The sequence below is a fragment of the Pseudomonas sp. 25 R 14 genome (assembly GCF_900004755.1).
Classification (GTDB): domain Bacteria; phylum Pseudomonadota; class Gammaproteobacteria; order Pseudomonadales; family Pseudomonadaceae; genus Aquipseudomonas; species Aquipseudomonas brenneri.
In genome coordinates this window covers 103,044-116,121 of sequence record NZ_CVTS01000005.1, presented here as the reverse complement: position 1 = coordinate 116,121, position 13,078 = coordinate 103,044, and the positions used below count along the sequence as shown (strand labels likewise).

The 13,078-nt window shown below is 64.5% G+C and carries 8 protein-coding genes and 1 pseudogene; all 9 read right to left on the bottom strand.

Annotation, left to right across the window (positions count from 1 at the left end):
* Positions 1-272: pseudogene (locus BFQ03_RS00870) on the bottom strand (type VI secretion-associated lipoprotein TagQ); the annotation flags it as partial.
* A gap of 83 nt (positions 273-355) precedes the next feature.
* Positions 356-2,068 (bottom strand): formylglycine-generating enzyme family protein, encoded by a 1,713-nt coding sequence (locus tag BFQ03_RS00865; protein ID WP_032856794.1) that lies wholly within the window; start codon positions 2,066-2,068, stop codon positions 356-358.
* Entirely contained in the window at positions 2,061-3,245 is a 1,185-nt protein-coding gene (locus BFQ03_RS00860; RefSeq protein ID WP_032856792.1) for an ABC transporter permease family protein, read from the bottom strand. Before BFQ03_RS00860 ends, BFQ03_RS00865 begins: the two co-directional genes overlap by 8 nt.
* Entirely contained in the window at positions 3,245-3,949 is a 705-nt protein-coding gene (locus BFQ03_RS00855) for an ABC transporter ATP-binding protein (RefSeq protein ID WP_032856791.1), read from the bottom strand. The genes BFQ03_RS00860 and BFQ03_RS00855 overlap by 1 nt, the downstream gene beginning before the upstream one ends.
* Positions 3,949-6,924, bottom strand: coding sequence for a serine/threonine-protein kinase (locus tag BFQ03_RS00850; RefSeq protein ID WP_032856789.1), 2,976 nt, complete (start codon positions 6,922-6,924; stop codon positions 3,949-3,951). The genes BFQ03_RS00855 and BFQ03_RS00850 overlap by 1 nt, the downstream gene beginning before the upstream one ends.
* Positions 6,921-7,640 (bottom strand): PP2C family protein-serine/threonine phosphatase, encoded by a 720-nt coding sequence (locus BFQ03_RS00845; RefSeq protein ID WP_032856788.1) that lies wholly within the window; start codon positions 7,638-7,640, stop codon positions 6,921-6,923. The genes BFQ03_RS00850 and BFQ03_RS00845 overlap by 4 nt, the downstream gene beginning before the upstream one ends.
* Positions 7,641-8,294 (bottom strand): type VI secretion system-associated protein TagF, encoded by a 654-nt coding sequence (gene tagF, locus BFQ03_RS00840; protein WP_032856786.1) that lies wholly within the window; start codon positions 8,292-8,294, stop codon positions 7,641-7,643.
* Positions 8,291-11,791, bottom strand: a complete 3,501-nt coding sequence (gene tssM, locus BFQ03_RS00835) for a type VI secretion system membrane subunit TssM (protein WP_032856785.1) — start codon at positions 11,789-11,791, stop codon at positions 8,291-8,293. The genes tagF and tssM overlap by 4 nt, the downstream gene beginning before the upstream one ends.
* Positions 11,788-13,077: a DotU family type VI secretion system protein gene (locus tag BFQ03_RS00830; RefSeq protein WP_032856783.1), complete on the bottom strand. Its 1,290-nt coding sequence runs from the start codon at positions 13,075-13,077 to the stop codon at positions 11,788-11,790. Before BFQ03_RS00830 ends, tssM begins: the two co-directional genes overlap by 4 nt.
* Position 13,078: the final 1 nt, after the last annotated feature.

Sequence of the window (13,078 nt, the reverse complement as noted above, 5' to 3'; positions counted from 1 at the left end):
CGGCCACGCTTGTCGGAGTCGCCGGTCAGGGCGCCCAACAACGCACCACCGGCCGCGCCAAGGGCGGCGCCCGTGACGACCGACTTGGTCATGTCCGAATCGGTGGCACGCAGGTGCTGCACCGGCTCGTAGCAACTCGGGTAGTACTCAACCTTGGTGCTCGACGCGACCTTGGAGGCCGGCGACGTGGCGCAACCTGTCAGCACAGTGCTGAAACCAGCCGCGACCAGCAGCAAGTGACGCTTGGAAACCGCCTTACGGGAAAAAAGCATAGGTGTGTTCTCTTTTAAGTTTGACTTGCCCAGCACGGCCCATGCCGCCTGAGTCCCTTCCAGGCTCGCCATACAACCAACGGTCAAGACCGCTGACCGCTCGCTGCGAGCAATTGCTTCAAAATCGTTGCCGGGTCGGCTCGCTGTTGCTTGCGATAGTTGCCGACATGGCGAACGAATAACGTCGCGCGCGTCACCAGGCTCTTGCCCAGTACCGGCTTGCGCTCCAATTCTTGCTGGATCCGTTGAAACTGCGCCTGGATCACCGCATCGGTGTAGCGCGTGCCAGTGGCCAGGTTATCGATATAGATCGCCACCGCGCCGTCCAGCGCGCTGCGGCCATTGGCGATCGCCGTGGCGAACAACTGCGCGCTGGCCTCGTCCTTGGCGTCCAGGGACTGCTGGCGACTCTTCTGCAGATTGATCAGGCGGATGTTGTAGTTATTGATGGTCTCGGCCACCAGGGCAGCAGACTGGATCAAGTTGCCGGCCGCCTCCTCGCGCTGCTGGGCAATCAGCGACACGTTGCGCTTGAGCTCTTCGTTGACCAGCCCCAACTCGGCCTGCAACCGTGGGTCGACGCTGGCGGCGATGATGCTGTCCAGGCGTTTGGTCGGGTCTTGGGCGTCGTCGATGGCGTCGGTCAGCGCGGCCAGACGGCCCTCTTTCTGCCACTGGGCGAACAGTTCGTTGTAGCGTGAACGTGGTGCCGACAGCGCACCAATCGCCACGCGAAAACCGGTGGTCTCGTTGCTTTGCTCAGTGCCATCGGCGCCGAACAACGGGTATTCGCGGCGCATGCCGCTGAACAGCGTGCCCTCGCCCTCCAGGTAGTTGCCGCCCTTGACGATAAAGCCGCCATAGGTGCCCTGGCGGCGGCCGGCGTGCACCAGTTGGAACGATTCCTGGACCATCTCGGCGGCGTTGCCGATCACGTCGAACATGCCGATGGGGTTCGGCAACTTGGTGCCGATGGGCATCAGTCGCGCCGCCTGGCCAGTGCCGCCAGCGACCTGGTTGAACACCGCCCAATCGGCCAGCGGGCCGTCGCTGTCGCTGCCCTCGATGCGTCGGGGGAACAACCGGCCTTCTAGGTCCTGGCGGCTCACCGCCTGGCCGCCGCGCGCGGCGAATTCCCACTCCACTTCAGTCGGTAGCCGCACAAAGCCCAGGCCGCCATCCTCTGCCGAAGAACCACGGCCACTGACCGGCAGCAAGTCGCGGTGGTATTTCATCAACCAGGCGCTGTACACCGCCGAGAAGCGCTCGGCTTCAAAACGCGACAGCTTGACCTTGGGCAAGCGCCCGGCCATGCCTTCAGGCACCTCGCACGCCGGGGCCGGCTCGCCGCTGGCCAGCGACTGGGCCTGGGACATGACCTGGGCGTACTGGCGCGCGGTGACTTCGTACTTGCCGATAAAGTAGAGCATCGGCTTGAGCGGGGTCTTGGCGTCAGTCTTGGGCATCAGCGGCGCGATGACCTTGTTCCAGCCCTTGGGCAAATCCTTGAGGGTGAATTGACCGTTGATAAAGTCTCGGCGATAGCCGGAGATAAACGACTGCTTGTAGCCCGCCTCACCTTCGCTGAACGGGTAGCCGAGGCTGACCTCACGGTCGTCCAGGGTGCCCTGGGCCAGGACATAGGCGTAGCGGAACACCATATTGCCTTCGCACGGCAGCGGCAGGCTGACGTCATCGGCCAACGGCTTGGGGTTGTCCAGCTTATCGCTTGCCTCATCGGCCCAGGCCACAGAGGCCAGGCTCAGCGCCACAGCGGCGGCCAATAACTTATACATCTCGGATGCCCTCAGAAGCCTGGATACGCACCACACGCCACCCCCCACACGCAGCCGCCACGGCGCTGACGCCGAGCACCGCGAGCAGGGCCAGCAGGTAATGCCGCGCCAGCAGGTGGCTGGCGTATTCGCCCGGCACCTGCACGAATAATTGATTCAAACCCGCCTCGGCCAGGCCATACAGGCCGGCACTGAGCACGGCAGCGAAACCCGCGCTGTAGAGCGCCTGCATCACCACAAACAGCAACAGCGCGCCGGTGGAAAATCCCAGCAGGCGCAACACCGACAATTCCCGACGCTTGCGCGCCACGGCGGCCAACGCCCCGGCGAAGATCGCCGCAAATGCACCCGCCAAGGCCAGCCCGGCGATGATCCAAAACACAATCGACAAGTTGCGGCTCAACGACTGCACTTGGGCGATGCTCAGCGCCTGGGTCGAGACCAACAGGTCCTGTGCGGCGAAATACACCCGCAGCGGCTCTACATCAGTGAGGCTGCGCGCATACAAACGAAACGCCGGATACACCCGCTGCTCGCTCACTCCCGCCGCGTCACCGTCCCAACCCAGCGCCGGTACAGCCCGGCCATCGCGGTAATCTTCCGCCGCTTCCAGCAGGCTCAACCCGGCAAATAATCCGTCCCGTGCGAACGCCTCCAGGGGCAGCACCGCCAGCACCTGCAGCCGTGTGTGCTGGGCCTCGACGCGCCCGGCCACTTGCCGCGCAAACTGGGTTTGCAACCAATCCCCCGGCCGCGCCGCCAGCTTCTCGGCGGCGGTGTGGCTCAGCACGATCTGGTCCAGGCCCACCGGTATCGGCAGACCGCCCAGCAACGGATCACCTGGCGCGGTTGGCAGCATTTCCAGGGTCAACGTCCCCACCTGCGCCGTGGCCGCAATCTGCCGCGTGCGCGGGATGGCAAACGCTACATCGCGGCGTAGGCCAAGCTGCTCGACAAAGGTGCGGCTGAATCGACCACCGCCCAACGGGATGATTTCCCGGGTCGCCGGATCATTCTCCAGGCGCTCGGTCAGGCTGCTGACCAGCCCGAATTTGAGGCCGAACAACACCAGCAACGGCGCGATCACGGCCACCAGCGCCAGCACCGAACAGGCCGACAGCCACCCATCGTTGCGGTAATCCTGCCAAGCAAGGGAGGCCACCAGAGGGATACGCATCAGCACGCCTCCCCGAGGGTCGCGGTGACGCCACCGTCAGGGTCGCGCTGGCAACTGATACGCCGCACCTGCAAGCCGCTGGCGCGGGCCAGGGGCTCGTCATGGGTGGCGATCACGCAGGCGGCGCGGTGCTCGCGGGCCTGGGCCAGCAGCGCCTGCATGACACGCTCGGCGTTAAGCGGGTCAAGGGACGCGGTCGGCTCATCCGCCAGCACCAATTGCGGGGCATGGGCCAAGGCTCGGGCGCAACTGACGCGTTGGCGTTGGCCCACCGATAACGCAGCGGGTTTCTTGGCCAACTGGTCACTGATTTGCAACTGCTCCGCCAGGCGCGCCACGCTGCCATCGTCCTTGAGCCCCAACAGTTGCCGGGACAGGGCAATATTGCCGCGCACATCGAGAAAGCCCAGCAGGCCGCCGGTCTGCAACACATAACCGAGGTGCCGGCTGCGTAACCCGGCCAACATGGATTGCTGATTGGCGCGCCATAAACCACCAATATCCAGTTGGTTGAATTCAAACCGGCCCACCTGATCCGGTGCCAATACCAACGCCAGCAGATCCAGCAAGGTGCTTTTGCCGCAGCCGCTCGGCCCGACAATCGCCAATTGCTCCCCGGCACACAGGTGCAACGCTGGAATCACCAGGCTATAGCGCTGGCTACCGACGCCCCGGCTCTTGTGCACCGCGCTCAGGTTCAGCATCAAGGCAGCGTCGACAATGGCACGCGGTACAACGCATCGCCCGGTTCGGCATCACCGAAACGGACCCAGTTGGCCACATCGTTATGGAAGGTCTCAAAGAGGCGGATTTTCGAATCCAGTTCGTCGATAAAGTCTTCCTGTTCGGCCACGCTCAACGACAGCCACAGGTCCTGGGTCATGTTCAAGGACTTGCTGCGGTACGGCAGGCCCTCCAGGTATTCGCCGAGGATGCCGCCGGCGGCGAGGTTGCCGCCCTTGCGCAAAGCCTGCGGGTCACGGCTCATGTAGGCCGAGGCACTGGCGATTTCCTGGAAGAAATCCTTGGGTGAGGTCTGGGTCTTGCGGGCCGCATCGACGATCAATTTGAGCGACTGCTGCAAGTCGTTGAGCTGCAATTTGGTGAGCATCACACAGACCTGGAACGCCGGCAGTGCGGGGTTGGTCAGGTCACGGTCGGCGGTCCAGGCACTGACCAGTTGCGGCGCCTGGCTGGCGCCTTTGTGGCCGAGGAAATCCATATGCATGGCATAGCCGACGGCGGCGGATTTGTCCGCCAGGCTCGGCGCACTGCTGAGCAACGGTACCGGCTGCGGGGTGTTGCTGCGCACTTGATGCACCAGATTGGCGAACACCGTACCGATCTCATCGACACGCTCGCCCAGTTTGCGCACATCGCCGCCCGGCACCGCGGTGTACAGATCACCGATCCGCGGGTTGGCGTCGGCGGTCAGGGTGCGGTACTGGGATTCGGCGCCGCCATGGGTTTTCTTGCCGGCATCGGTGCGCAGGTGCAGGGCATAGATCTTGATCTGCTTGCCCAGCGCAGCCTGGCGCACTTCGGCTTCGTTCATCTGGGTCGCGGCGAACGGGTCGTTCTTGCGCAAGGCGCCGGCATCGGTCACCAGCAGGATCAGGCGTCCGCCGTAGCCCGACCAGTCCATGCCTTCGACCGCCTGCATCACTCCGGCGAACGCGTCTTCGTTGAAGGAGTGGCTGGAAACGCTCGAGGCCTTGACCTGCCGCGCCATGTCGAGAAAACGCTGGGGGTCGCGTCCCTGATCGAGGGTGATCAGGGTCTTGGCCACATATTCCAGGCCCGGGGTTTTCTTCACGCTGCTGCGAAAGCCAACCATGCCAAAGCTGACGCTGTCCAACTCGCCACGCTCGGCAATGCGCGTCTGCAACTCGTGGACCACGTCGCGCACTTGGTCGATGTAGGGCTGCATCGACACGGTGGTGTCCACCACCAGCACCACGGCGGTGCGGAAGGCATCGGCATTCGCACTGAGCACCGGAGTGGCCGGCTTGGCGGCGGCACTACCGGGATCGATGGACGCCACATTGAGCAACTGCACCGGCTGGCCATTCTCGTCGAAGCTCTCTTTGGCATCGAAGATCGGCAACAGGTAGAACTGGTTCTGCGGCACGGCGCTGGCGGCAGGCTCCAGGGCCAGGACCTGCTGATTGTCCTCGGGGTTTTTCTGCGCCTTGAGCAGCAGGTTTTTTGCCGAAGCGGGATCCGCCAGGAGTTTTTCCACCTCGCCAGCCTGGCGCAGGAACATCACCGGCGCACGCCCCGAACGCTCGGTGAACTTGAGTACCAGGCTCTGCTTCCAGTCGCTGACTTGCGCGGCCGGCAACCAGCCGTCGCTGCGCCCGTCGGTGGCGGTGCCAACACGCAGCCACGGGCTGGCGTCGATGTCCTTGCGTTGGTACACGTAAAGCACGGAAAACGCCGGCAAGGTCTTGCCCGGTGCGCCACCCGCCTCGCTGGAGAGCTTGGCGCCGGGCTTGCTCAGGACCCGTTGGAACAGGGTTTTCTTGCCAGCCATCAGCAAGGGGCGTTGACCGCCGTCGATATCGGCGGCCAACGGTGTGACGGCTGCAGGCGTAGCGGGCACTGGCGCAGCAGGTGGCGATGCCGGTGCGTCGGCACTCAACCACCAGTAACTGGCGCCACCCATGGCCAGCGCAACAGCCACCGCCAGGCCAGCCAATGCCAGGACCGGGCCACGCCGTTGTTCGGCAACGGCGCGATGCTGGGTGGGCGTCACCACTGGCTGGCGTAGCACTTGCGGCTGCGGCGGGTCGCTGGGAATGTCGATGGAGACTGGAGTCATGCCGGCCAGATCGCGGCTGACCGGTCGAATCAGCGTTGCCTCCAGCACTTCTTGGGGTGCTTCGGCTGGCAGTTGATCCAGCGCCAGCAACAACGCCGTCGCATCCGGGTAGCGCTCTGCCGGATCTTTGGCCAGGAGCTTTTTCAGCACCTGTTGATAACGGCCATGGTGCAGCGGCAATTCCGGCAAGGGCTCGGTCAGGTGCGCCAGGGCCGTGGAGAGTGCATCGGTGCCGTTGTAAGGCAGCTTGCCGACAAGGATTTCATAGAGCACCACACCCAGGGCGTAGAGATCGGCGCGGCCATCGATTTCCTGGCCCCGCGCCTGTTCCGGGCTCATGTAACTGGGGGTACCTACGGCAAACCCGGCCTGGGTGAACTGGGTCCGGTCATCCAGGGACTTGGCAATCCCAAAGTCCGACAGCACCGCCGTGCCATCGGCGCGAAACAGGATGTTCGCCGGCTTGACGTCGCGGTGCACCAGGCCCTGGGCATGGGCATAACCCAGCGCCGAGGCGATCTGGCGGATATACACCAGCCCCTGCTCCGGCGTCAGGCCGGCGGCGATGCGCTCCTTGAGCGTGCCGTTGGGCAGGTATTCCATGGCCATGTAATACAGTTCGCCAACATTGCCGATGTCATGGATGGTCACCGTGTGCGGGTGCGACAGCCGCGCCAGGGTCTTGCCCTCACGCAGGAAACGTTCACAGAAGCTCGGGTCGGCGGCCAGCGCAGCGGCCATGACCTTCAACGCCACCTTGCGCTCCAGGGAGCGCTGGGTGGCCAGGTAGACACTGGCCATGGCGCCTTCACCGATTTCGCCGTCGATGTCGTAGCCGGGAATAATCAGGGTCATGGCGACACCTTCACGACGAGGGTGGTGATGTTGTCGGGCGCACCGCGGTTAAGCCCCAGGTGCACCAGACTGCGGGCAATTTCGTCAGGCTCGGCATGGCTCAGTACTTCGTGGATCTCGTGGTCTTCGACGGTCTTGTTCAGGCCATCGCTGCACAGCAGGTAACTGTCGCCGGGGGCGATCAACAGGTCGACCACCGACAGCTCCAATTGCGCCTCCACGCCAATGGCGCGGGTCACGATATTGGCCCGTGGATGCACCCGCGCATCGGCCTCACTGAGCAGGCCGCTGTCCTGCAAATCCTGCACGTAGCTGTGATCGCGGGAGATGCGTTCCAGCTCGCCATCGCGCAGGCGATACAAGCGGCTGTCACCGGCCCACAGGCACACGCCGCGCAGGCCGCGCGCAGCCAGCACAACCACGGTGCTGCCCATCATGGTCACGCCACGGTTGGCGGTTTCTTCACGTACGGCCGCGTTGACCCGGGTCAGCTCGGTGCGCAGTGCGGCCGTGTATTCGTCCAGGGACCGCCCCACGGGCAGGCTGCGCAGGCTGTCGACAATCAAGCTGCTGACATAGTCGCCCGCCGCATGCCCGCCCATGCCATCGGCCACCACCCACAGGCGGTTTTCCGGCAGGTCCAGGCACGCGTCTTCATTGACCTGGCGCACCATGCCCACATGGCTTTTGCTCGCGGATTTGTACGTCGACCCCATCTACATCACACCTTCTTGTCCGAGCAGAAATTGCGCAAAATCACCGGCAGCCGGCAAGCCCTGGCACCGCAGCAAACCAGGGGAAATACGTTGCGAGCCACGGCCCCACCAGAGGCTCGCGCCTTCGCAGGCCTGTTCGGCAAGCGCGGCCATGCGGCCATCGGGCACGGTGGCGGCCACCCGCTGCAGACCGGCGAAGCGACTGTCCAGCGCACGCGGCTCACTCAGCGGCAAACCCAGGCGGTCAAGGCCATCGTTGAACCCTTCGAACGTGGCGCCAGCATCCAAGGTGTGCAGCAACAACTCCTCGGCCTGCTCGAACCAGGTGTCCGGGCCACCCACCAGGGACGCCGGATTGGTGTCGTGATCCAACAACGTCACCACCGCCAGCGGGAAGTACCGGCCAACCCGATCAATGCTTGGCATCACCACACCCGCCGCCGCATCCGGCCCGCACACCCCCGGTGCCAGCACAAATCGCCACAGCGGGCTGACCAGGTACACGTTGAGCCAGTCGCCGCCCAGGCTGTGTTGACTGGCGAGCAAACCGGCGGCCAGCCAACTGTCCCAGGGGCCGATAAAACTCTGGGGCAAGGCGCGGCTGACAAAGTCCCCGCGGCTGGCCAACTTGCCGTAGAAGCCCAACGTGGTCATAACCGCTCCGGCAGGCTGAACCCGCCCAGCACGCGGCTCTTGAACGGGTTGAAGGCGCTGTTGGCACGCAACTCATAGGCGATGCTTGCGCCATCGACCCGCAGGCGCAGGTTGAAGCGATCCGGCGAATTGCCGGCAGACAGGTCCGATTGCTCCAGCAGGCGAAACCACGCCCACGGGCCATCCAGGGTCACGCCCGAACGCCCACTGGCGGCTGGCGGCATGATCGAGATCCGCACCCCGCCACTGTTGCCGGGATTCGGCCACTGCATCGCCACCGCCCGGCTCGGGCCGTGGTCGTAGCTCAGTTGCTGGCCGTCGAGGTCGAGCAGGAACTGGGTGATGGTCGCGTCCATCGCCACCGGCTTGAGTTCGAAGCGCACGATGGGCTGGGTGCCGCCAGTGCGGAAAAACGCATCGCGAATGGTCGCCGCGCGCTGGAAGGTTTGCAGCACGCCCGGCGCGATCCCGAGCTTCTGCGCCGCCCCCGGCTGCCAGCGCCAGGTTTGCGCCGAGGTGTCGACATAAGGTTGCAGGTATTTGCGGAAGTAGTTGTCCATCACCCCTCCCACCCCGAAGAACTGGCCGAAGTCGTCCAGGGTGGCATCGCGGGCACTGCCAGGAGACATCGGGTAACGCCCGGCCAGGGACTGGCGATAGACATTGACCACTTCGCTAACCCAGGCCGCGTTCAGTTGATTGCGCACCCCGCCCATCATGCTGTTGGTGGTTGAGTTGACCACCGACTTGACCATGCCCTGTACCAGCGGCGGCTGGCGTTCGGCATTCAGGCTGACCCGCGTGGCGGCGGCGGCGGCCTGGTTCTTGGCTTCGCCGAGCAATGCATCGCCACTGGCGCCGACCATGGCGCTGACCTGCACATACAACGCATTCATGTCCGCCAGCAGGCCGTCGATGGCGGCCGGCTCACCTTCGTTCTTGGCGACGATGCTATTGAGCTCGGCAAAATGCGCGGTCACCGGGTCTTCCGTCAGGGCCGGCGCGCTGGCCGTTGGTTGGGCCTCGCCGAGCAGGCTGCCGAGACGCTCCTTGAGTTTGTCGACACCCCCCTCCACCGGCACGCCCTTGGCAGCCAGTTGACGCTCTTCAGCCTGCAGGTCGGTTTCCTTGGCCACCGCCACCAGCAGCTTCTTCAGCGGCGAACTCGGGCCGGAGATCACTCGCAACACGTCGGCCGCCTGGGCCACGCTGGTGATGGGCACAAAGTCGATATCGGCCAGCAAGGCGTCCCACTGGCGCTGATAATCCTGGAAATACAGGCGCCGCACATCAGCGGCAAGGCTGGCGACATTCTGTTGATCTGCGGGTGCATGACCCAATACCCACTGCTCTTCAGCCAGGGTGCCGGCCTGGTTCAGGCTGGTCAGCAAAAAGCCCTGGCGATAGCCCTTGGCGGTAAACAATCCACTCAACGGCTCACCCAGCGGCTTGCCACTTTTACGGCTGAATACCAGCGCGGCATCGCGGCCAGCCGCTTCGTTGATGCGAAAATCCGTCACGCCTTCAGGCAGCTTCTGGCGCTTGACCCGGTCGTATACGCGCTGGGCCACCGGCAGTTGTTGCAGCTGCCGACGCAAGTCATCGATCAGCCGTGGGTCGAGGCGCGCATTCGGTGGGTGGCGGTCGAACAGCGCCTGCAAGTGCCCGGTCAGTGCCTGGCGCTGGTCGGCGGGCAGGTCGCGCGGCAGGTTGCGGTCCCAGTCCAGGGCGATCCAGGCCTTGATGAAGTCCGGGTCGTAATGCTCGCTGTCAGCCAGCATCAGGTAGGCCTTCAAGCCTTCATAGAGGAAGTCGGAATTGCCACCGCCGTGCAGTTGCTCTTCGATACGCGTGACCAGGCGTGGCGCAAAGACTGCAATCAACAGCTTGCGGTAGACGCTAGCGGACTCGGCTTCCAGCATGTCGCCCTGGTACAGGCCCAGGCCCTCGGACCAGCTTGGCGAGTCGCCCGCCAGGTTTTTCACCGCATTGAGCAGCGGCAGCACGGCCAACACCTCGCGCTGTGCCGGGCTCAGGGTCTGCACGGCCTGGCCCAATGGCGCGACTTTCTGGTCGACCTGGGCGATATACGCCTGGTTGGCGCGATAACTCACCCACCACAGCGTACTGACCACCAGCACCACCGCCACGGTTGCGGCCAGGACGCCACGGGCCAGCCATTTGCGGCGGCGTTCGACCTTCGGGTTGACTCCGACCAATCCGCGCTCGGCAAAGGCCACGGCGCTGAACAGTTTTTCGATGAAGTAACTGCGCCCGGTGCCGCTCTGGCGCGCCAGGTGCTGGCGGTCCAGGTTCATGCTCTGGGCCATGGCGCCGATCAGTCGGTCGATCGGGCTGCCTTCCTGGGTGCCACTGGTGAAATACACCCCGCGCAGCAGTACGCGCTCTTCAAAGGCATTGGGTTTGAACACACCCTCAAGGAAACTTTGCAGGCAGTCCTTCAACGCACCGAACTGCTGCGGGAAACCGTAGATCAGGTCACGCCGCGCCGGGTCGCGCTCCTGTTGCAGGCGCTCCACCAAGCGTTCGTTGAGGCGCTGTTCCAGGCCGGCGAATTCGCTTTGCAAATGGGCCAACGGGCTGTCGCTGTGCTTGCCGTCGTCCAGGGCAAAGGTCATGCCCCACACCTGGGCGCGGTCTTCCTTGCTCAGGTTGTCGAAAAACTCCATGAAGCCCGGCACCAGGTCGAGCTTGGTCAGCATCAGGTAGATCGGGAAGCGCACGCCCAGTTGGGTGTACAGCTCCTGGATCCGCAGGCGGATCGCCGCAGCATGGGCGCCGCGCTCGGCGTCGCTGCCCAGCAGCAGGTCCGAAAGGCTGATGGCGATAAATGCGCCGTCAATCGGGCGACGTGCGCGCTGCTTTTTCAGCAGGTCGAGAAAGCCCAGCCAGGCGGCTTTATCCACTGTCGAGTTGCTGTCCTGGGTGGTGTAGCGGCCTGCCGTGTCCAGCAGCACGGCTTGATCGGTGAACCACCAATCGCAATTGCGCGTACCGCCTACGCCACGCACCGCGCCGGCGCCCAACTGGGCGGCCAGTGGGAAATGCAGCCCGGAATTGACCAGCGCCGTGGTCTTGCCCGAGCCCGGTGGACCGATGATCACGTACCACGGCAGCTCATAGAGATTGCGCCGCTCGTCGCCGCCCAGCTTGGCCTTTTTCAGCAGCGCCAGGGCTTCGTCCATGCGCTGGCGCAGGGTCGCGAGTTCTTCAGCAGTGGCGACGCTATTGGGATCGGCCGGGGTTTCGGCGGCCAGGCTGCGCATCACTTCGGCGGCCTGGCGGCGGGCCTGGATGATGCGAAACACGCGGTAGGCGATCCACACCACGAATATCAGGATGATCAACGCCCAGCGTCGGCCTTCAGGCACCAGCACGTCGAGCAACGGCCCGACAAACCAGATGATCAGGCCCAGGGCAATCAGGCCCAGCACGGGGATCACCCAGCGAATCATAAAACTGAAAAACGCCTTCACTCGACGCCCTCCGCCAATACGGTGATTTCAACCCGGCGATTGCGGGCACGGCCTTCGGCTGTGGCGTTGGTCGCCACCGGTTCGGTGTCGCTGCGACCTTCGGCACTGAAGCGCTCGCCCTGGCCGGTCTTGGCCGCGAGGATCTCCAGCACCGACTTGGCCCGTGCTTCGGACAAGGCCCAGTTGGACGGGAAACGCAGGGTGGCAATCGGGCGGTTATCGCTGTGCCCGGTCACCCGCACCTGGCCCTTGACCTTGCGGATGGCGTCGGCGATGCGCAGCATCAGCGGCTGGTAGTCATCGACAATGCTGGAGCTGGCCGAGGCGAACAGCTCATCGCCACGGATCGTCACCACGGAACGGTCGACGGCATCTTCCACCGCCACCCGGCCCGCCTTGATGTCTTCGACCAGAAAGCCAGCCAGGCGCGGGCGTTCGATGATCTTTGGCTGCGCCACCGGACGGTCGATGGCCTGCACCGGAATTTCGCCCAGGGCATGGATATTCTTGAAGACCGGCTCGGCATCCGACGCCAGTTTCAGGCGCAGGCCAAACAGCAAGGCCAGCAACAAGGCCAGGCCGATGGCGACCGCAATCCATGGCGGCATGAATTGCGCCAGGCGATCACGGGCCACGGTGACGCCGCGCCAATGGGGCGACAGCTCACGCTCATGTTCGCCACGGGCGCTGCGAATCGCCGCTGCGGTGCGTTCGCGCAATGCTTCCAACTGGCTACGCCCGTCGTTCATGACGCGGTAGCGGCCTTCAAAACCCAGGCACATACATAGGTACAACAGTTCCAACAGATACAGGCGCTCGCGCGGGCTTTGCAGGCAATGATCCAGCAGTTGGAAGACCTTTTCTCCGCCCCAGGCTTCGTTGTGCACGGTGATCAACAGGCTCTGCTTGCCCCAGTCACTGGCACTGCCCCAGGGCGTGCTCAGCACCGCTTCATCAAGGGCGGTACACAGCGCGTAACGGGCCAGCAGCACCTCGTTGCGGGCCACTCCGGCCGCCTCGGCGCGCTCTTCGAACTGGCGCAGGTAGGCCAGCAATTGCGCGCGCAGGCTCGACGGCGCGGGATGGGCGATGGTGTTACGCAGGCGTGTCAGCAGCGCCAGCAATGGGCCGGCGGCACTTTCCAGAGGGTTGAGGCCCTGGCTCTTGCCGGTGAGGATCGGCGCCGCCGGCATCGACAAAGGCGCCGGCTCTGCACGCGCAGGCTCCGGCGCACGGCCACCCGGGCGCGGCATGAACTGGGTGCGGTCGTCATCATTGGGATGCATC